This is a genomic window from Ornithinibacillus halophilus (genome assembly GCF_900129485.1).
In the GTDB taxonomy this organism is placed as follows: domain Bacteria; phylum Bacillota; class Bacilli; order Bacillales; family Amphibacillaceae; genus Ornithinibacillus; species Ornithinibacillus halophilus.
The window spans coordinates 37,390-58,668 of sequence record NZ_FQVW01000008.1 but is presented as its reverse complement, the minus strand read 5'-3'; the positions used below and the strand labels follow the sequence as shown (position 1 = coordinate 58,668).

22 protein-coding genes are annotated in these 21,279 nt (G+C 37.3%); 18 read left to right on the top strand and 4 right to left on the bottom strand.

Translation table 11 applies throughout. The features are described 5' to 3' along the window. Positions 1 to 95 precede the first annotated feature (95 nt). Entirely contained in the window at positions 96 to 2,078 is a 1,983-nt protein-coding gene (locus tag BUB12_RS05715) for a TRAP transporter permease (protein ID WP_072888973.1), read from the top strand. Positions 2,079 to 2,332: 254 nt separating this feature from the next. Here BUB12_RS05715 and BUB12_RS05710 read toward each other — a convergent pair whose 3' ends face one another. Next, positions 2,333 to 2,632: a hypothetical protein gene (locus BUB12_RS05710; RefSeq protein WP_234982580.1), complete on the bottom strand. Its 300-nt coding sequence runs from the start codon at positions 2,630 to 2,632 to the stop codon at positions 2,333 to 2,335. A gap of 106 nt (positions 2,633 to 2,738) precedes the next feature. Between BUB12_RS05710 and BUB12_RS05705 the strand changes: the two genes are divergently transcribed. The 13 genes from BUB12_RS05705 (at position 2,739) to BUB12_RS05640 (ending at position 13,567) form a co-directional block, all read left to right on the top strand. Beyond that, on the top strand, positions 2,739 to 3,944 hold the full coding sequence (locus tag BUB12_RS05705; protein ID WP_072888969.1) for a CynX/NimT family MFS transporter: 1,206 nt from the start codon (positions 2,739 to 2,741) through the stop codon (positions 3,942 to 3,944). A 19-nt stretch (positions 3,945 to 3,963) separates the two neighbouring features. After that, positions 3,964 to 4,560 carry a pyroglutamyl-peptidase I gene (locus BUB12_RS05700; RefSeq protein ID WP_072888967.1) on the top strand — a complete coding sequence of 199 codons (597 nt, stop codon included), beginning with the start codon at positions 3,964 to 3,966 and terminating at the stop codon, positions 4,558 to 4,560. A gap of 65 nt (positions 4,561 to 4,625) precedes the next feature. Beyond that, positions 4,626 to 5,120, top strand: coding sequence for a DUF1648 domain-containing protein (locus BUB12_RS05695; RefSeq protein ID WP_072888965.1), 495 nt, complete (start codon positions 4,626 to 4,628; stop codon positions 5,118 to 5,120). 18 nt (positions 5,121 to 5,138) lie between these two features. Then, positions 5,139 to 5,630, top strand: a complete 492-nt coding sequence (locus BUB12_RS05690) for a DUF1648 domain-containing protein (protein ID WP_072888963.1) — start codon at positions 5,139 to 5,141, stop codon at positions 5,628 to 5,630. 84 nt (positions 5,631 to 5,714) lie between these two features. Then, a complete protein-coding gene (locus BUB12_RS05685; RefSeq protein WP_072888961.1) occupies positions 5,715 to 6,902 on the top strand; it encodes an MDR family MFS transporter in 1,188 nt (395 codons plus the stop codon). 13 nt (positions 6,903 to 6,915) lie between these two features. Beyond that, on the top strand, positions 6,916 to 7,647 hold the full coding sequence (locus BUB12_RS05680) for a Cof-type HAD-IIB family hydrolase (protein ID WP_072888959.1): 732 nt from the start codon (positions 6,916 to 6,918) through the stop codon (positions 7,645 to 7,647). 201 nt (positions 7,648 to 7,848) lie between these two features. Beyond that, complete coding sequence (locus tag BUB12_RS18175) at positions 7,849 to 8,193, top strand: helix-turn-helix domain-containing protein (protein WP_072888957.1); 345 nt, start codon at positions 7,849 to 7,851, stop codon at positions 8,191 to 8,193. A 70-nt stretch (positions 8,194 to 8,263) separates the two neighbouring features. Then, positions 8,264 to 8,446 (top strand): cold-shock protein, encoded by a 183-nt coding sequence (locus tag BUB12_RS05670; protein ID WP_072889027.1) that lies wholly within the window; start codon positions 8,264 to 8,266, stop codon positions 8,444 to 8,446. Between the two features lie 188 nt (positions 8,447 to 8,634). Beyond that, positions 8,635 to 10,155 (top strand): aldehyde dehydrogenase, encoded by a 1,521-nt coding sequence (adh, locus tag BUB12_RS05665; RefSeq protein ID WP_072888955.1) that lies wholly within the window; start codon positions 8,635 to 8,637, stop codon positions 10,153 to 10,155. A gap of 201 nt (positions 10,156 to 10,356) precedes the next feature. Beyond that, positions 10,357 to 10,716 (top strand): DUF779 domain-containing protein, encoded by a 360-nt coding sequence (locus tag BUB12_RS05660; RefSeq protein ID WP_072889025.1) that lies wholly within the window; start codon positions 10,357 to 10,359, stop codon positions 10,714 to 10,716. A 611-nt stretch (positions 10,717 to 11,327) separates the two neighbouring features. Continuing rightward, entirely contained in the window at positions 11,328 to 12,371 is a 1,044-nt protein-coding gene (locus BUB12_RS05650) for a hypothetical protein (protein WP_072888951.1), read from the top strand. 127 nt (positions 12,372 to 12,498) lie between these two features. Then, positions 12,499 to 12,939: an IDEAL domain-containing protein gene (locus tag BUB12_RS05645; protein ID WP_072889023.1), complete on the top strand. Its 441-nt coding sequence runs from the start codon at positions 12,499 to 12,501 to the stop codon at positions 12,937 to 12,939. Positions 12,940 to 13,123: 184 nt separating this feature from the next. Then, entirely contained in the window at positions 13,124 to 13,567 is a 444-nt protein-coding gene (locus BUB12_RS05640; RefSeq protein ID WP_072888949.1) for an IDEAL domain-containing protein, read from the top strand. Positions 13,568 to 13,856: 289 nt separating this feature from the next. On the opposite strand, the gene BUB12_RS05630 is transcribed toward BUB12_RS05640, so the two are convergent. From BUB12_RS05630 to BUB12_RS05620, 3 genes are all read right to left on the bottom strand, one after another. After that, positions 13,857 to 15,893, bottom strand: a complete 2,037-nt coding sequence (locus tag BUB12_RS05630) for a penicillin-binding transpeptidase domain-containing protein (protein ID WP_072888945.1) — start codon at positions 15,891 to 15,893, stop codon at positions 13,857 to 13,859. 104 nt (positions 15,894 to 15,997) lie between these two features. Beyond that, the gene (locus tag BUB12_RS05625; RefSeq protein WP_072888943.1) at positions 15,998 to 16,945 is read right to left on the bottom strand and encodes an LCP family glycopolymer transferase; all 948 of its coding nucleotides are present in this window, start codon (positions 16,943 to 16,945) and stop codon (positions 15,998 to 16,000) included. A gap of 108 nt (positions 16,946 to 17,053) precedes the next feature. Then, positions 17,054 to 17,674, bottom strand: a complete 621-nt coding sequence (locus tag BUB12_RS05620; protein ID WP_072888941.1) for a class D sortase — start codon at positions 17,672 to 17,674, stop codon at positions 17,054 to 17,056. A gap of 569 nt (positions 17,675 to 18,243) precedes the next feature. On the opposite strand from BUB12_RS05620, the gene BUB12_RS05615 reads away from it, so the two are divergent. The 4 genes from BUB12_RS05615 to BUB12_RS05600 all read left to right on the top strand — a co-directional run bounded on the left by BUB12_RS05615 (position 18,244) and on the right by BUB12_RS05600 (position 21,213). After that, positions 18,244 to 18,927, top strand: coding sequence for a TasA family protein (locus BUB12_RS05615; protein ID WP_072888940.1), 684 nt, complete (start codon positions 18,244 to 18,246; stop codon positions 18,925 to 18,927). Between the two features lie 151 nt (positions 18,928 to 19,078). Next, positions 19,079 to 19,906 (top strand): amyloid fiber anchoring/assembly protein TapA, encoded by an 828-nt coding sequence (gene tapA / locus BUB12_RS05610; protein ID WP_072888938.1) that lies wholly within the window; start codon positions 19,079 to 19,081, stop codon positions 19,904 to 19,906. Continuing rightward, positions 19,907 to 20,497 (top strand): signal peptidase I SipW, encoded by a 591-nt coding sequence (gene sipW / locus BUB12_RS05605; protein ID WP_072888936.1) that lies wholly within the window; start codon positions 19,907 to 19,909, stop codon positions 20,495 to 20,497. Positions 20,498 to 20,529: 32 nt separating this feature from the next. After that, positions 20,530 to 21,213 carry a hypothetical protein gene (locus tag BUB12_RS05600; RefSeq protein ID WP_072888935.1) on the top strand — a complete coding sequence of 228 codons (684 nt, stop codon included), beginning with the start codon at positions 20,530 to 20,532 and terminating at the stop codon, positions 21,211 to 21,213. The last annotated feature ends 66 nt before the right edge of the window (positions 21,214 to 21,279 follow it).

Below are 21,279 nucleotides of genomic sequence, written 5' to 3'. Positions count from 1 at the left end.
TAGTTTCATAGCATCGAATTTTCATAAGAATTTGGAAAGGGATCTTTGTTAGAGATCCCTTTCTTTCTACTCAAAAAAAGAAAGGATGTGATGGGATGGCAGAAAACGTTAATGAGAATAACAACGGCAAAGAGCAAGTGGATGCAAAGGAAATACTGGAAAAGTACGATAAGGAAAGTAATTTTAGGACTAAAATTGGTCGATGGAAATGGGTTGTTACTTTTCTGGCAGTTGCTTTTACTTTATTCCATTTGTATACTGCTTCTTCTAGTGTTCTACCTTCGCAACAACAAGGTGCAATCCACCTAGGTACAGCCCTTGGGATTATCTTTTTACTTTTCCCAGCGAAAAAAGGACTTCAAAAAGTACAAAAGACGGTACCATGGTATGATGTTTCGTTAGCATTTATTGCAATGTATTGTGGATATCATAAAATATTTTTCTATGACCGTCTATCTACTGCCATTGTCTCCGGTTACACAACGCTTGATACGATCGTTTCGATTGTAGCTATACTATTACTTTTAGAAGCAACGCGCCGTACCGTTGGTGTACCGATTATCATTGTGGCAAGTATCATGATTCTCTATGCGATTTTTGGAAACTTCATTCCAACTCAAGTACTCTCACATGCAGGTTTTGCTGTAGATGATATTGCGAATAATCTATGGTTCAGAACGAGTGGTGTATTTGGAACACCTATTCAAATCTCTGCAAAATTCATTTTCCTATTCTTATTCTTCGGAGTAATTCTCGTTCACACGAAAATTGGAAAATTCTTTAATGATTTAGCATTCTCATTAACAGGGCGATACACAGGTGGTACGGCTAAAACAGCTGTTGCTGCCAGTGCAATGACTGGTATGGTATCTGGTAGTTCTGTTGGGAACACGGTTTCTTCTGGCTCTTTTACAATTCCAATGATGAAAAGAGCAGGATTTAAACCAGAATTTGCTGCCGCAACGGAAGCCTCTGCTTCAACTGGTGGACAAATCATGCCACCACTAATGGGGGCAGCAGCCTTTATTATGATGGAGTACTTATCGGTTGATTACAGTACCGTTATGCTAGCAGCTGTAATCCCAGCTATTCTTTATTTTGCTGGTATTTTTATTGGTACTCATTTCGAAGCCAAAAAGCTAAAAATATTTGGTGTACCAAAAGATCAATTACCAGTATTTAAAGATCTAATGATGAAAAATGGATTTATGCTCTTACCTCTATTTTTCATTGTTGGAACCATCCTTATCGGTTACACTCCTCAAAGAGCAGCCTTTTGGGGAATTATCATTGCTTTAGCGATTAGCTTCATCCGCAAAGAAACACGAATGAATTTAAAAGGTTTTATCAATGTATTCGAACAAGGTGCACGTGTTGCACTTCCAGTAATCTCTGCCTGTGCGACTGCAGGTATTATCGCTGGTGTTGTTAGTATCACTGGTTTAGGTACTAAGTTTGCTTCAGGTATTATCGCTCTATCCGGTGGAATTTTACCATTTGCTCTATTCTTTACGATGATTGCTTGTATCATCTTAGGAATGGGTCTACCGACAACTGCAAACTATGTTGTTACAGCTACTATTGCTGCACCAGTACTTATCAATGAATTTGCTGTTGCACCAATTGCTGCGCATATGTTTGTATTCTACTTCGGAATCGTTGCTGACATTACTCCACCAGTTTGCTTAGCGGCATATGCTGGTGCAGGGATAGCCAGGGCGAATCCGTTTAAATCAGGGGTTACTGCGGTTAAACTAGCCATAGCCGCCTTTATCATACCGTATATATTTATCTACAACCCAATACTCGTGTTAGTTGATGTAACGGCCTTCAAGCTAATTATATCGCTAGCGACAGCAATAATCGGTATGATGGCAATTAGTAGTGCACTTATTGGTTTCTTCATCAGACACTCCAAGAGTTGGGAAAGACTCGTTATGTTCGGTGGTGGAATCCTGATGATCTGGCCTGAAGTGTTAACAAGTGCTATTGGTATTGTCCTTATGGCAGCTGTTTGGTTCCTACAAAAACAGCGCAAGGATGATGGCGGCGAAATGGAAGTTCGAGCAACCGTTTAAAAGAAAGTTTATGAAGTGCAATTTTATAAAAGGCTACACGATATGGGAGCGATTGCTTCTGTGTTGTGTGGTCTTTTTTTGTTGGGAGGAAGGTGGTGTGCTCGACCTGGGTGTGGATATGCACCCCCGGTGAGGGAAATTCGCTCGCCTCGGGTGTGGACTCGCTCCCTGGTGAGTCAAATTCGCTCGCCCTAGGAGAAAAATTGCTCCCCGGTTAGTCAAACTCGCTCGCCCCAGGAGAAACTCGCTCCCCACTAAGTCAAACTCGCTCGCCCCAGGAGAAACTCGCTCCCCACTAAGTCAAACTCGCTCGCCACGTGTGAAATTCGCTCCCCACCAAGGAAAACTCGCTCCACCTCAACACGGATTCGCTCCCCACCAAGTAAAACTCGCTCCATCCCAACACGAATACGCTCCCCACCAAGGTAAACTCGCTCCACCCCAACACGGATTCGCTCCCCACCAAGTAAAACACGCTCCATCCCAACACGAATACGCTCCCCACCAAGTAAAACACGCTCCATCCCAGCACGAATTTGCTCCACCCACATCAATACAAACTCATATTTCCAACCTCATTCTCCTAATCTTCAACACTATTACTTACCAATCCATCATCCACTTATGCTATATTAGTTGATGTGGAAAGGGGTCGCAGCTATGGTTGATTTGCAACAAAGTAAGGCTAATTCTAGTCAGTGGTATCGGGCTGTATTAGTTGTTGGTATTATTTTTATTGCTTTTAATTTGCGTCCGGCAATTACTTCGGTTGGGCCATTAATTGGTACGATACGTGATGATATTGGGCTGTCGAATTGGAGTGCTGGTTTGCTGACAAGCTTGCCTCTTATTGCATTTGCGTTTATGTCGCCAATTGTTGCTCGGATTGGTAATCGTTATACAAATGAACGTGCATTGCTATGGGGGCTTATTGTTTTATTAGTTGGAATTTCAATTCGCTCCATTTCCGTCCTTTTCTTCTTGTTTGTGGGGACCCTTTTGGTGGGGGTAGGAATTGCGATTTGTAATGTTTTGTTGCCAGGTGTTATAAAAGAGAAGTTCCCTGCAAAAGTAGGATTGATGACAAGTATCTATTCTACAGCAATGGGCATTTTCGCTGCAGTAGCATCCGGTGTAAGTGTTCCGTTAGCTAGTGGAATGGATTTGGGCTGGCAATTAGCCTTACTCGTATGGTCGATTCCATCAGTTATAGGAATTGGAATTTGGTTCTATCTATCTCGTAAAAAACAAAGCGAATCTGACGTTGAGGGGCAGTATGTGCCAAGTGAAAATCGAATGTGGAAGTCACCTCTGGCATGGCAAGTTGCAGCATACATGGGACTGCAGTCATTCTTATTTTACGTTACGATATCGTGGCTTCCAGAAATTCTACATAATAATGGGGTAACGATGGAGACGGCAGGATGGATGCTATCCTTTACCCAATTTATCGGTTTACCTGCTAGTTTTCTAGTACCTGTAATTGCAGGACGTTTACAATCACAACGAAGCATTGTGCTAGTAATAGGGGTGTTCTCCATCACAGGATATAGTGGACTGCTTCTAGGTTCATCTTTTGTATTGATGATTGTTAGTACAACTCTAATTGGTCTAGCATTAAGTGGCAGTTTTGCATTAGCATTGGCATTTTTAGGGATGCGTGCTCGAGATTCCAAGCAAGCAGCAGAACTATCAGGTATGGCGCAAGCATTGGGTTATGTGTTTGCTGCTATTGGGCCAATATTTATTGGATACCTGTATGATGTAACTCATGTTTGGACGATACCTTTGATCACGTTGATTGTGGTGTCATTGCTAGTCGCTCTATTTGGAATGGCCGCAGGTAGAAATAAATATGTGCTATAAATAAAAATGAGGTGGAATGATGAAGAAACTACTTTTAACAGGATTTGAACCATTTTTGGAATTTCCAATCAATCCCACTACGGAAATTGCTACGTCTTTAAATGGGGAAACGATTAATGATTATGAAATTATCGGTGAGGTTCTATCCGTAGACTTTCAAAAATCTGGGAAACAATTACTCAATTTGATAGAAAAGCATAACCCAGATGCTGTCATTTCTCTTGGTTTGGCTGGGGGGAGAAATTGTATTACTCCTGAGAGAATCGCGATCAATTGTAATGATGGTCCGGTTGATAATCGAGGACATAAGCCAAATGGTGAAAAAATAGTCGAAGATGGGGATGATGGGTATTTCTCTACCCTGCCGATAAATAAAATGGTTGATGCTTTAAAAGAGGCCAGTTTACCAGCAAAAATCTCAAACACTGCTGGTGCGTATCTTTGCAATAACGTGATGTACCACGGGTTATATTACAATAAGAAAAATAACCTTGATAGACCATCAGGGTTTATACATATACCAGCATCCCATAAGTTGGCTGTGGAAAAAAATATGCCAAGTTGGTCTCAAGAGGATTTAGAAAAAGCAATAAAAGTCTGTATTAACTGCCTATAATGAATCCAAACGATAAACTGCCTCGTATAAAATATGAGGCAGTTTCATTTAGGAAGGGGAGTAAAATGGAAAAACAACCGAAAATAAATGTTAAACCATCAAAATGGGAGCATATACTGAATGCACTATCGATCCTCGTAATCATCGGAACTATTATTTATGTTTTTCTATCAATTAAAAACCTGCCAGATACAATTGCGATTCATTTCAACAATGAGGGCGAGGCTGATGGATGGGGAAGCAAGTGGATTATCTTTGGACCTATTATTATAGCAATTATTACTTTTATCCCGTTGTATTTTCTAAGTAGAGTTCCACATAAACTAAATTACCTAGTAGAAGTAACAGAACAAAATGTTTCACGGCAATATTCTCTAGGAAGATTATTTATAACGACACTAAATTTGGAGGCTGTTGTCATATTTTGTTACATTTCCTGGGAAATGATTCAATTTCAAATAGGAAATAGTTTTTCTGTTCATTTATTATTAATTATTATTTTTGTAATCCCAATATCAACCATTGTTATCTACATAACAAAAATGATTAAAGCGAGATAACAGAAAGGGGTGTACCTTTTGAAAAATAAGATGGATGTTAACCTACCACCAAGTTATACAGTGAGAATTTTAAACCGACTGTTATTGTTCATCATTATTGGGAATATCATTTATATTTTTGTGTCGTTTCCTAGTCTCCCTGATGAAATTCCAATTCATTTTAATTTAGCAGGGGAGGCGGATAATTGGGGAAATAAAGCGATCATACTGATTTTTCCTCTTTTATTTAAAGTTGTTTTCCTTCTGTTATATTTCTTAGCAAAAGACCCTAGTACGTATAACTATCCTGTTAAAGTAACCGAAGAAAATGCTGAATCATTATTTGTCTTGGCTAGGCAAATGTTAACAGTGATGAATTTCCAAGTTGGAGTGATAATGTTATTCTTAACTTTCTATATGATACAGACTGCAAAAGGTGTCGAGTTACCAGGGTTTCTTCTCATCGTACTCATTACAATTGTACTTGGAACAACAATTTATTATTTAATTAAAATGCTAAAATTAAAGTAATCATTTCCAAAACTTCTATATTGCCATCCGTTACTCCAATGTAATAGAATAAGTTGATGATATAATAGATTGAGAGTGATGGAGATGCCTAAGAAGATTTGGTTATTGGTTATTGCAATGACCATTAATGTGACAGGGGCCTCTTTTTTATGGCCACTGAACACGATATATATGCATAATGAACTTGGTAAAAGTCTTGCTTTTGCTGGAGTTATTTTAATGTTAAATCAAGGAGCAGCAATCATTGGGAATTTAATTGGTGGAACACTATTTGATAAATTTAGTGCTTATAAGACAATTTTATTCGGAATCTTTCTTTCCCTTGTTGCTGCGATTATTTTGTCGTTTAATCATAGTATTTTGCCATATTCCATCCTACTTGTAGTGATTGGTTTCGGGTCAGGAATTACAGGTCCAGTCATGTTTGCGATGGCAGGTTCTGTCTGGCCAGAAGGTGGAAGACGTGCTTTTAATGCGGTGTATGTTGCTCAGAATTTAGGTGTAGCACTGGGAGCAACCATTGGTGGATTTGTTGCAAGTATTTCGTTTGATTACATCTTTATCGCAAACGCAGCATTTTTCCTTCTGTTTTTCTTGGTTGTACTCTTTACGTTTAAACAGATGGATCAAGATAGAGACCAACAAATGCATACAACAGTACTTGCTCAAAGTAAAAAAATCCAAAACAAAGCAGCTTTTACAGCTCTAATCATTTTGAGTAGTGGATTTTTTATCACTTGGCTTGCCTATAGTCAGTGGCAGTCTACGATTGCTTCCCATACCCAAGACTTAGGTATACCATTAGAGCAATACAGTACACTATGGGCAATCAATGGTTTTCTTATCGTACTATTGCAGCCATTAGTGAAGTGGGTTACGGAAAAAGTAACATCGGTTAAAAAACATATCTATATCGGAACCTTTATCTTTATTGGTTCTTTTGTCGTAGCGATGTATGCAGAGGAATTTACGATGTTTGCTGTAGCGATGGTTATACTAACGATTGGAGAGATTTTAGTATGGCCGGCCATTCCGACATTAGCAAATGAATTGGCACCAAAAGGAAGGGTAGGATTTTATCAAGGATTTGTAAATAGTGTGGCAGCTGCAGGTCGAATGATGGGACCAGTTGTCGGAGGGTTTGTTGTTGATTTATTCAACATCCAGCTGTTATTCTTTATTTTATTAATTCTTTTAGTGATTCCTTTTATAACAACATTGATATTCGACCGTGGTGTGAAACAACAACAAGAATTAGCACAAGCTAATTAAAAGGAGTTTTTGCATGGCTGATATTAAATTAATTGCATTAGACATGGACGGAACGCTTTTAAATAGAGATCATGAGGTAACGGACTACACGAAAGAAGTCATCGGAAAAGCACTGAATCAAGGCGTTCAAGTTGTTCTGAGTACGGGGCGATGGTTAGAATCCTGTTATCCATACGCAGAATCATTACAATTACAATCATTTTTAGTAACTTGTAATGGTGGTGAAATCTGGACAATGAATAAAGAATTAGTCGAACAGCATTTACTTAAGACAGAAGACATTGAGAAAATGTGGCACTTAGCTATTGAGATGGGCGTTTCTCCTTGGATGATTTCCACAACTGAACTTTTCCATAATAATCGTCCAGATGATTTTTATACCCATGAATGGCTAAAATTCGGATGTAACTCTAATGATATGGGTAAACTCGATGATTTTAATAAAGAGTTATCCTACATGGAGGGGTTAGAATTAACCAATTCCTTGCCAACGAACGTTGAGGTGAATCCAGAAGGTGTGAGTAAGTCTAGAGCTTTACGAAGGGTTTGCAAAGAACTTGGAATCACTATGGAAAACGTATTGGCATGTGGGGACAGTTTAAATGACATAAAAATGATTCAAGATGCAGGTGTTGGGGTTGCGATGGGAAATGCACAAGAAGCAATTAAAAAAGTTGCAAACCACGTGACAGACACGAATAACAATGATGGTGTAGCAAAAGCAATTGAAAAATATGTATTATAATGATGGAGCCTCTATATGGGGCTTTTTTATCATTTTGTCCATTTTCTCAAAAAAGACCATTTCTTCTTTATTAAGAACAAATTGCTTTATATTTCTTTATTTTCCTCTTATTTACTGGGTAACTTGGTTCTTTTAAAAGTTTGGTATGTTCTTTATAATGCACATAAGAGACTTTAAGTTATTGGATAAGGGGAAATGCCTATGGTTGGCAAACGGTTAAAGAAAGTAAGGTTAGAAAAAGGTTACTCATTATCCCGTTTAGCTGAAGAATCAGGTGTCTCCAAGTCGTATTTAAGTTACTTGGAGAGGGGGCTTCGGACAAATCCTTCTTTACAAGTATTGACCAAAATAGCACAGACTTTGGGCTGTACATTGGAATACTTGCTAGGTGAGTTGATTATGGACCAGAAAAAATTAGTTGACGTGGATGATGAGCTAGTAACAGTCATTAAAAATGCTTTCAACGAAGATCTTCATAAGGTGGACTTGGAGGAATTCCGAGAATATATTAAGTTTCTAAACTGGAAGGCAACGAACAAATCTTAGATGAGGTTCCCTTTCATTGTAACAGGAAAAAGAGTATAATAGGAGTAGTACGATGAAAGGGGATGCCGTCATGGCTTTTTCACGTGGACCTAAAGAGCCAGTACCAGAGGTGGAAACAAATATCTGGTCATGTGCTAGCGATGATTGTAATGGATGGATGCGCGAATCCTATAGTTTTGAGGAAGAACCACAATGTCCGTTATGCCAATCTGGAATGGAAAGAGAAGTTCGAGTATTACCTGAATTAAAGTAATCACTATACAACTGAATAGAAGCATACATTTTAAAGAAGTGCCTATTAGAGTAGGTGCTTCTTTTTTCGTGTTTTGTTTGGCAATTATTTTTCACCAATATGGAATATTTTGTTATGGACAAGAATACCTATCAAATAGAGGCCTCACCTAGATATTCAACGAATAAAAAGGAGGAGGAAAAGAACGTATGAAGTATGCAAATCCAAATACAGAAGGTTCGCTTGTCCATTTCAAAGAGCGCTATGACAATTTTATTGGTGGGGAGTATCGACCACCAGCAAGCGGGCAATATTTTAAAAACGTAAGTCCAGTTACGGGACAGGTATTTTGCGAGATTGCTCGTTCCAATAAGGATGATGTCGAAGCAGCAATTGATGCAGCACATGATGCAAAAGATGCTTGGGGAAGTACATCAGTGGCAGAACGTGCGAATATTTTAAATAAGATAGCTGACCGAATTGAAGAAAACCTGGAAATGTTAGCAGTAGCAGAAACTTGGGACAATGGTAAAGCTGTTCGAGAAACGTTAGCTGCAGATTTCCCATTGGCTGTTGATCATTTCCGCTATTTCGCAGGTGCCATCAGATCACAAGAAGGTGGAATAAGCCAAGTTGATAATGATACAGTTGCTTATCATTTCCATGAGCCACTAGGTGTGGTTGGACAAATTATACCATGGAACTTCCCAATCCTTATGGCAACGTGGAAGCTTGCTCCAGCTTTAGCAGCAGGAAACTGTGTTGTTTTGAAACCTGCAGAACAAACACCAGCATCCATCCATGTACTTATGGAGTTAATTCAAGATTTATTACCACCGGGAGTTATCAATATTGTTAACGGCTTTGGTCTAGAAGCAGGAAAACCACTAGCATCAAGCAGCCGAATCTCAAAAATCGCCTTTACTGGGGAAACCACAACTGGTCGACTAATCATGCAGTATGCTTCAGAAAACATCATTCCTGTTACATTAGAATTAGGTGGAAAATCACCAAATATTTTCTTTGAAGATGTGATGGATAAAGATGATGGCTTTTTAGATAAAGCAATTGAAGGGATGGTTATGTTTGCATTAAACCAAGGGGAAGTATGTACCTGTCCTTCAAGAGCATTAATTCATGAATCGATTTATGATCAATTTATGGAGCGTGCAGTTGAGCGTGTGAAGCAAATTAAGATTGGCCATCCTCTTGATACGGATACGATGATGGGGGCACAAGCGTCTCTTGAGCAAATGGAAAAAATCACATCCTATCTTGATATTGGAAAACAAGAAGGTGCCGATGTTCTTACTGGTGGAAATGTGAATAAATTAGAAGGGGAACTTGCAGAAGGATATTACGTAGAACCTACTATTTTCAAAGGAAACAACAATATGCGTATATTCCAAGAAGAGATCTTTGGTCCGGTACTATCCGTAACTACGTTTAAGGATAAGGATGAGGCGATGGAAATTGCTAATGACACATTATATGGTTTAGGTGCAGGGGTATGGACTCGTGATATCAATACGGCATATCGCTTTGGCCGTGGAATTGAGGCAGGACGGGTATGGACGAACTGCTATCACCAGTATCCAGCACATGCAGCTTTTGGTGGATATAAGAAATCTGGTATTGGAAGAGAAAATCATCAAATGATGTTAGACCATTACCAACAAACTAAGAATCTACTGATTAGTTATAGTGAAGGTGCAGCTGGTCTGTTTTAATTAAACTGGAAGCGCTGAACTCTAAATCCGAGCACCTGCGACTAGCGAAGGATGTGCCTTAGTTACTCATGACAAGGAGCAAGATCACTTTGTACGTCGTAAAGCGGGTGCTCGGGTCGGCGCTCTTCTTAAAAGGAAGCCAATTCATGGATGGCTTCCTTTTTGCATATATTGGTAGAAATCATGAAAAGAGGTGCTAGTATGGTGGAACGTGTAACTGCAACGGAAGAAACACTTCAATTGCTAGATAAGTTGAAGACGATACATGGAGAATTGATGTTTCATCAATCGGGAGGATGCTGTGATGGAAGCTCACCAATGTGTTATCCACGAGGTGAATTTAGAGTAGGAGACTCGGATATCTACTTGGGCGACATTGGAGATACACCATTTTATATGTCCAAGGATCAATACGAATACTGGAAGCATACGCAGTTAATTATTGATGTAGTGGATGGAAGAGGTGGCATGTTTTCTGTAGAAGGGCCAGAAGGGAAGCGGTTTTTGACTAGGTCTAGGGTGTTTACGGAAGAGGAGAGGAGGGAATTGAGTATATCTTAGATAGGGTTTGTGGGGGGCGGTGTTGGGGAGGATTCGCTCCCCAACGATGTTAACTCGCTCGCCCCTGGTGGGAATCGCTCCCGGTGGTAGAGAACTCGCTCGCACTTGGGTGTGAATTGCTCCCGGTGGTAGAGAACTCGCTCGCACTAGGTGGAATTCGCTCCCCGTGGTAGAGAACTCGCTCGCACTTGGGTGTGAGTTGCTCCCTGGTGATGTAAATTCGCTCGCCCCTGGTGGGAGTCGCTCCCCGTGGTAGAGAACTCGCTCGTACTTGGTGGAAGTCGCTCCCCATGGATGTGAATTCGCTCGCCGCCGGTGGAATTCGCTCCCAAAGGCTGTAAACTCGCTCGCCGCCGGTTGAGAGTTGCTCCCCATCGAGCACATGTCGCTCGCTCTCGAATAAAACTCGCTCCCCAACGATGTCAACTCGCTCGCCCCCAGGTGCAACTCGCTCCCCATTAAATCCCACACACTCGCACCATTCATACATCCCACTCATCAACTCCATTCCCTTTCCCCATAAAAATGAAATGTTATAATAGAAACATATCACCACTTTTAGGCCATATACATAAACTAAACCAAGAATCTTTAGCAAAGGAAGTGTCTCCTTGCCTAGCAAACAAGCGTATTATGTCAGTGGAAATACTGCGGATGGTTTTGTTAATTTTTTGTCGACCAATGTGGAAGATTTCCATCATGTCATAATTTTGAATCATCCCTCAGCAACATTAAAAACGAAAGTGATTCAACAAATAATAAACAAGTATGAAAGTGAATCAGATTTAGAGGTTTTATTAAGCCCATTAGGTAGTGAATTTTTAGATGGTGTCATTATTCGTGGGCATTCATTTGCTGTTGTCGTTGATACAATTGCAACGCCTGATTTAAATGGAGCTATTGAAGTTGATTTAGGCTTATTTTTAGCAAGATCAGAAGAGAGTTATCCGGATAAACAGGAAAAAATAAAGCAATTAACTGAAGAATCCTATACAAATTTTGAAACAGGTTTAAAAATTCATGATGATTTAGAGAAAGTCTATATCAATGAAATGGATTTTGAAAAGGCGAATGAGATCGCAGAAGAATTTATTACGAAGTTACTTAATTCCAAAGAAAAGCAGAATCGAAAAGCGAATATTTATCATCGCCTATTTGGTACGAATACGAAAGATGGCGTTGTTAATGAAGTCCCTGAAATATTGAAGACTCTCTCGACATGTTATTTTGTTAAAGGACGTGCTGGTACAGGGAAATCGACGTTTATGAAAAAAATAATGTCTGCGTGTCATGACTATGGATACGATATAGAACTATACCATTGTAGCTTTGATCCAAGTAGTATTGATATGGTGCTTGTACGTGAATTAGATTTCTGTATTTTTGATAGCACAGATCCCCATGAATTTTTCCCGAGTGAGGATGGCCATTCAATCATTGATCTGTATGAGGAAGCTGTAACTCCTGGCACTGATGAGAAGTATGCAACCGAAATTGATGCCTTAAATACGAATTACAAATCATTTATGAAAAAAGGAATTGTAAATTTAAAAGAGGCAGGAAAATTTCATGAGGAAGTCGAAATGCAATATCATTTTGAAGAACATGATGTCAGTAAAATAGTCACCTTTATACTAGGTAAAATTATTCAGTAACGAAGGCAGCCTTGCATGATGAGCAAGGCTGTAGTCATACATATCGAAATTTTCCTTGTATTTTATGTGAATATGTTGTAAAATTAATTAACTGAAAATTTGGAGTATGATAATGGGGGGTGTACAGATGATATCCGTAAAAATGTTAAAGCCGTATTATATAAAAGCAGATGATCAGTACGTACGAATTATTTTGGCTTACCAGTATTTTGCAGTGGTAATTAATAAAAAAGTATATCAATTCATCCCTATTGAGGCGAAGGAAATTAGAATAAACCGAAAAACACGTAAAGTAGAGAATGTTGGTGCCAGATTTGCTTTTCAAAAGGGCAAAGATATTGTCTACATGACGATGAGCGAACTAATCTCCCTACCGGATTTTTTATTTCAGCTACATTCTATCGCAAAACCGTATTATGATAGCATGCAAATGGATTCGAAACAGATTAAAGATGTAAACGCTGTCATAATCGATGAATTAGAACATCAAAATATAAAACGCTTGATTGACAAAGCACTAGACGAACGTGATGAAGAAGTTTTTCGTAAACTAGTACAGCTCCTTTAAAAGGCATCCCAGAACTAAAAAATGGGGTGCCTTTTTATCCCACAATTTCCCTTCATAAATCATTATCCACATAACAATGACGAAATTTTCTTAATAAAAATTAAAAATTCATGTTTAGTTATCTGATAATACGGGTATATCTTTACCAATAGCGTGTAGTTACTCGAATTGGAGGAAAAACTAAATGGTTACTGTTAACATGTTTAACCCTTATTATGTAAAAATTAGCTCTAAGTATATACACGTATTGCTTGAAGAAAAGTGTTTCACCATTACAATTGAAGACAAACAATATGAATTTGTACCAGATAATGCAAAGGAAATTAAAATAGATCGCAAGACGAAAAAAATTGTAAATACTGAAGCTATATTTGCATTCTATAATGAAGATGACACTTTTTATATTACGATGAAAGAGCTAATTGACTTACCTGATTTTCTCATTAAGCTCTACTTTATTACGAAACCATATATGGAACAAAAGAAATTAGAAGATAAAACAACGATTCAAGATAAAACCGACGTTATTATCGATGAATTAGAACGAATGAATGTAAAAAGACTAATCGATAAAGCACTAGATGAACGAGATGAAGAAACGTTTAAACAATTATTGAAAAAGTTATAAGCCTAATGAAAAAAGAAGTCTACTGGATTGGTAGACTTCTTTTTCATTGTAGGGTATCGTGTCAGACAAATAATCCTTTATTCTATGAAATTAGTATTATTTCTAGGGTATACGGACATATGATACGCTATTTTACAAGATTTACTCTTAAAGGATGTAGTTTTGAGTGAATAAAGGAACCGATGTCCTCCAAAAACAAAAAACGCCCCTTTTTTAACAAATAACGGAACCAATGTCCTCGCATCACAAGCCGTCAACCCCACAGCGTACCAAACACCCCACACATCAGCTACTCCTTCAAAGCTCCCAATATTTCTCCAACCTTCTCTGCAACATACAGACTTGCTCCGATATCCTGAACTTCTTCCATCATCATGGCAATTAGGATATCTTGGTCATCAGATGGGTATCCAACAAACCACCCATTCTCCTTACCATCTTCTTGGTCAATCGTTAGCTTTAATTCAGCGGTCCCTGTTTTACCTGAAATAGGAAAATCAGTTTCCACTACACGGCCAACAGAACCTTGTTCAACGACTTCCTGTAATATTTCTTGGATAAATTCTGCTTGGTCATTAGAGATAAGTCCTTCTTGTAAAAATTGATTATGTTCATCATTTGCTAAAAGAATAGGTCGAACCATGTTACCACTATTTATAAAAGTGGAATACATCGTTGCCAGATGCAATGGACTAACCTGCATTTCTCCTTGACCATAACTAGTATTTGCTAAAAGAATCGGATCTTCAATAGCACCACTTGATGAAATTGTTGATGAAGAAATCGGATAAGTAAATGGCAAACTGTCTCCAAAGCCATATAGTTCAAGTCCACTAACTAATGCATTACTTCCCATATTTAACGCTTGCATTGCAAAATAAATGTTATCTGAACGTATTAGGGCGTCACGGATATCAACAGGTCCGTTTGACTCAGACACTCTAGCAATCTTATAATCACCCCAATCTTCATCGTTAGGGCTCCATCTTAAGCCTTCAATTTCCACAGTGTCTTCTGGAGTAAAAGTTCCGTTATCTAAACCGATTGCAGCTGTAATTGGTTTTATTGTTGAACCCGGTGCATAAGTTGCTGTAAAACGATTGTATAATGGGTTTAGTGGATCATTTTGTAATTCATCCCATTTTTCTTGTGAAATTCCGTAAACCATATCATTTGGATCATAAGCAGGGCTACTTACAAGTGCTAGTGTTTCCCCAGTTTTTGGTTGAATGGCAGCAGCTGTACCACCCATTCCATCATAGGATTGATAAATCTCTTCTTGTACATCAATATCGATGGTTGTTATGATATTTTCCCCATGCTGAACTTCCTTTTCAGCGATTGTAAGTTTGTCCCCATCTTCTTTAGTAACATAAATTTCAACACCAGTTCTTCCCTTTAAGCGGTCTTCAAAATGATATTCTAACCCAGCTTTTCCTACAACATCATTTGGGCCATATAAGTCAGGGTCTAGGTTTTCTAAGTCTTCGGCAGTTACTTGACCAATATAACCCGTTAAATGAGCAGTAATCTCTCCAAATGGATATGTTCGGCCTTCGTCAGTTCGACCAGCAACCCCATCGATTTGGAAAATCTGTTCAACTAATTCTTCATTAGATTTTGGTATTTTTTTGTTAATTGGAACATAGAGGTCAGGCTTTACCCATGATGCATCTAGGTAATTATCAATTGCGGACACCGAAATGTTTAGTAACTCAGAGATTTGCTGTTTACTATTTGGTCCCAGCTTTTCTGGTACAATTCCGATATCCCATACCTCATCATTATCTGCAAGAGGTATTTGATTTCTGTCTAAGATTTGTCCCCGAATCGGTTGAGTGAAATCTATTCCAATTTCACCACCATCTTTAATTTCTGGAAAAATAAATCCAGGATCCCACGTAAGGTACCAATTCACTTCTTCTTCTTCTTCACCCTCTAATTTTTTCTCGAGTGTTGCTTCATAATTAAAAGTTATGGGTCCTGCAATACTTTCCATATCTACAGAGAATGGAATCGTAGCACTGCCTTCTTCATCAGTTGCTTCTAATTGAGCTTCGGATAACCCGGAATATGTAATGGAAACATTAGTAATCTCTAAATCTTCATATATTTTTTGATAACGATCAATAAATTGTTCTGATGGATATTCTTGCTGTGATTCTTCGGTAAGCATGTCGTACATGGCAGAAAAGTTTTCTTCTTGCCAATGGTCTGTGTAGGTGTTAAAGACATCATTTGGTGTTATAACCTCATCATCATCCTTTGAACACCCGACAAATAAAATAGTTAGGATAACTAACATAATAAATGCGATTTTTTTCATGGTCATCCCCCTTGAATCTAATATATTTAAATTATATCAGTTTAACAGATAATCTGAAATAATAAAAAAAGTCACGCTGCTTATTAACAGGTGACTTCTTCTGATTACTTTTCTGCCATATGTTGTTCGATGGTTGTTTTAATTCGATTAAATTCTGAATCTGGTACAATGTAATACCAAATTCCACCAATCATTTGTCCACTTCCACTTAGCTCTAAGGTCTCAATATTCTTTCGAGTGCCTAAATAATTGGAAAACATATTTTGAAAATTATCCATTCCCATATCAGTGGTCACATTTCCTCCAACGATCTCAAGTATTTCGCCTACTTTTGTAATGCTGGAGAAACTTGCTGCTTCATTCATTGCTGCTGTAATGACACTACGTTGTCTTTCATTACGCCCTAAATCACCACGTGGATCGTTTTTACGCATACGTATATAGCTTAATGCTTCTTTTCCGCCTAGATGAAGTTCTCCCGGTGTAAAATTATGACCACCAGCAGAAAATTCTTGGTTGTTTTGTATGGTAACCCCACCAATAGCATCAATTCCTTGTTGAAAACCTTCCATGTTTACTTTGGCATAAAAATGGATAGGAAGGTTAAATGCATTTTCAACGGTTTGTAATGATAATTCAACATCACCAAATGCATAAGCATGGTTTATTTTATCCATTCCACGTCCAGGGATATCAACATAAGTATCACGTGGGATACTTAGCATAATCATTTTTTCAGTATTTGGATTTAGAGATACTAATATCATCGTATCAGATCTACCCTTATCACCTGAACGTTGATCAACACCAAGTAGCAGTACATTAAGTGACTTTCTCTCTTTAAATATTTCTTTAATTTCCTTTTGTCTTTCCGGATTTGTATCCCGTTCAAGTGGAGTGTGCATGTCAGAAACTGTATCTCCTACCTTGTCGTAGATATACCATAAAAATCCTCCACCTAATAAGATAAAGAACAAAAGGATTCCACCAATCCAATATGGCCATTTACGTTTTTTCTTTTCTTTTTTCTTTTCTACTCTAGAATCTGTCACTCAAATTCTCCTCTGAAGAAGGTAAAAATTACCTCCATTACTAAAATAAACTAATACTATAAATTATATCTGAATTTATGATATTAGTCTATTCCTTTTTACCTATAATCATTCATTTTTCGACACTGGTAATGCCGTAATTATATACCGGTCTGGAGCATTTCCGACATATGAAAATGGATAACAGGTTGTCACCGTAAGTACCTCATCTGGTGCAGTCGGTACAATCACTGTACGATCATCAGCATCGACTATTTTTGTTTCCACGATTTCATAAGAAAAATCACCATATGGTAGTTGAACAGTCAAAATATCCCCAAGTTCAAGTTCCCCCATTCGGCGAAACACCGTATCACGATGACCTGATAACACAATCTGGTCACTTTGCTGTGGATATGCTGTGCCGGCATAGTGACCAACACCTTTTGCTAATTCATCTTCATGTGTTCCTTCAATGATTGGCAAGTCTGATTCCAACCTAGGAATATGTAAAATACCAACTGTTTCACCTTCTGATGGATAAAAGTCCTCAGAAGATAATTGCGTTTCTGTACTGTCATCTGTACGAAGGTTAGGTTTCTGTTTGGTTGATTTTTTACTTTCTTCTAGAAGTGATTGTGCCTCGGCAAGTGATTTATTTTGATCTAAATTGGATTTTACTAACTGAAAACCACCGAATCCTAAAAAGCATAAACCTGCGATGATCAATAATATAGAAAGTTTTTTCATTAAGATCTCACCTTTATTAATAATTAGATTGATTATAACCCATTGAAATTAAAATTTTAATTTGTAAGATGGGCGGATAAGTTTTTAAGACCTCTTCACCTCTTTAATTATATTAAATAGTATATAAGTAATTTTATTTATATACAATGTATTATTATGAAAATTTAATAATATCTAAGCTAGTATATAATAAAACTTTGTTCTCAATAAAGAAATAAAGAAGGTATCGAGTACTTAAACTATGCCTATATCCCTCATTATTAAGCCTTTTTATATAATTCATAAAGTGAAAATTTTATACAAAAAAATGAAATACTAAGCTATTGTAAGCAAAATGGAGGGAAGTAGAGAATTTGTGTTCTTTATTAAGAAAAACAGCTGATTTTAGTGTTTTGTATTAAGAACATATGTGATGTATACTCATAATTGTATTCGTTAACGAGAACGACTAAGGGTGTTATCTTAGGTAAAAAGTCATGCGCGTGACTCAAATGCAACAAAATAACTTCTCAGTTATTTTGACCTACATAGGTCTAAAATATATTTTAAATTTTAAGGAGGAAACGAGAATGAGCGTTAAGAAAAAATTAGGTATGGGTATTGCAGCAGCTGCACTAGGAATTTCGTTAGTAGGAGGAGGAACGTTTGCGTATTTTAGTGATACAGCAGAGCAAACGAATCATTTTACTTCTGGAACAATTGATTTAGCAGTAAATCCAACAGTTCAAGTTCCAATGAATAACTTGAAGCCAGGTGATTGGATGCCAAGGTCATTTGAACTGCAAAATAATGGTTCTTTGGATATAAAATATGTAGACCTTAGTACAGAATATACTGTAAGGAATGGTCAAGGTCAGGTTGTTAATGATGACTTGGCAAATGAGTATGCAAAACAACTTTATGTACAATTCTTAAATAATACATCAGGTGATGATGATTATGAGGTCCTATTTGAAGTATCCTTATATGACTTGAAGAATCTCTCTCCTGAAGATTTGGCTACTAAAATTGATATTGAGCGTGTAATGACGCAACCGGGCTTAGTTTGGATTCCAATTATTGGATGGGTTGGTCCTCCACAATACGATGATATTCCAACTGAGGTAACAGGTATTGATGTAGATGATTCTGCTGACTTTGATGTTCAATTCCGCTTTAACGATACTGGTGAAAGGCAAAATGATCTTCAAGGTTTACAATTAGAACTAGAATGGACATTTGAAGGATTCCAAACTGACGGTGAAGAGAGATAATTATTAGATTTAGTTGGAAAGGTGAGTCTACCTCACCTTTCTAACTATTTATTATATATTATTTATTATCATGATTATTTAATTTATTAATTGAATACTTATTATAGTAAATAATAAAACACCGAGGTGGTTGAAAATGAGGAGATCTCGTTTGGATAGATATAAGAAGAAGCATAGAAAATTAATAATGTTAGTCCAAATTATAGTAATTTTTTATGCGTCCATTGTTTCTGTTTCTTTACTTACAAATAATACGGTAGCTTACTATAGTAGTAAAAGTACAGTAAATACCCCAATATCAACAGCTAGTGACTGGTGGGACGGAAGTAAATTAAAATTTTTAGGAAACGGTAATGAAGTTATTAAAAGTTGTTCAACTATCGAGATATCTGCAGAAATTAAAAATAAAGGAAAGAATATGTCAAAAGGGACTGAATATGAAGTATATTACTCTTCACAAGAAGGAAATGCAAAAAAACATGGTGAACATATAGGGGATGGTATTATTCCCCCACTTGAAAATGGTGAAAGCACTGAATTAAGTTATGAAGCCAATGAAGAAGGTTGGTATGTATTTAAAGCTTATCAAAGTGTAGGATATAACGATAATTATGATGAGCGTAGTGTAATTTGGAGCAAAGAGTTTAAAATTAAATGTATTGAAAACAAACAACCTAAAGAAGAAAAGGAAACAAACGAAACAGAAGATAATATAGAGGGTAAAGATAAAGAAGTTACAGAATCAGAAGAACAAGATGATACAAACAGAGATGCCAATCATGAAACCGATGAGGAAACTGATTCTAGCGACCAAACCGAAGAAAGTCTACCAGAAGATGAGCGACTTGAAGGGGATGAAGAAAGCAAACTTGAAGATGGGAATGAAATGGAACAAGGAGATCAGGAAGAAGAAATAAATAGTGAAGATGTGGAACAAAACCAAGTTAATTCCGGAATAGAAGAGGAAGGTGAAGAATAAATGAAGATGAATGGTAAGAAGATTAGGAAATGGATTAGTAATATAATATCGATAACAATGATGGCTGCTATCATATTTATGGCATGTGTAGTAGTAGCAACTAAGGCTTCAGGTGGTGAGCCAGAAATTATGGGATATCAACTTAAAACGGTACTATCTGGTTCAATGGAGCCAGAATTTATGACGGGATCTATTATCGCAGTTAAACCAGGTGGAGATATGACAAGATTTAAAGAAAACGATATTATCACCTTTCAAGAAGAAGATGGAAAACTCATTACCCATAGGGTGATTGACGTTGTTAATAGTGGCGAACATGTTATGTATGAAACAAAAGGTGATAATAACAATGCGCCAGATTCAAGTCTGGTGCTCTCAGATAATGTTGTAGCACAGTATACTGGATTCACAATACCGTTTATTGGTTATGTTGTAAATTTTGCTCAAACACAAAATGGAGCTTTCCTACTACTTATTCCAGGAATATTATTACTTGGGTATGCTGGGTTTACGATTTGGAAGGCGATAAGAGAGTTGGAGCCCTCTGAGAAACAACAAAGCGACGGGAAAGAAGTGACAGAATCCACATAATAACCTTTTCGGAACAAAAAAGGGGGGACGTAATGAAGAAAATTATAATTATAAGTTTTGTCCTTATAATCTTGTTTAGTATAACTGGTATTAAAGTTAATGCTGATGGTACTGGCGAAAATTCATCAAATGAAGGAAGAGAAGACTTTAATTTGAATATCTCACCTGGAGATGTACTCTTTAATATCACTAACATGAAACCAGGAGATTGGGCGCCTCGTTCAATTACAATACAAAATACAGGTAGAGAAGATTTTTCTTACCAAATGACCCTCACCAATAATGGTAGTGACAAATTATTTAATGAATTTATTTTAGAGATAAATGATTCAGAAGGAGAATTATATAATGGTAGGTTAGCTGAATTCAGTTCACTTCCAGTACGGCATTTAGCAGCTTCGTCGGAAGAAGTATTAGATGTTACAGTTAGAATGCCTGAACATCTTGGCAATGAGTATCAAGGATTAGATTCCCAATTTACCCTAACTTTTACAGCCAGCGGTGAAAATAACGATAAAAAAGAAGAGAAGGATGTGACAGGTAATATTGGAAGTACAGGAGATTCAGATAGTAGTGGATCGCCATTACCAGATACAGCAACTAATATTTTTAATATATTATTAATTGGTGGAATTTTGTTAACTATCGGTATATTATTCAGTATAGTAGCTACCATAAATAAAATAAAAGTAAATAAGAAAAAGAGGTACTTATAGTTATTTGTTAAAGTCTGAATCTTACAAAACTAGTTACCATCCGACAAAACAAGACAGACACATTCA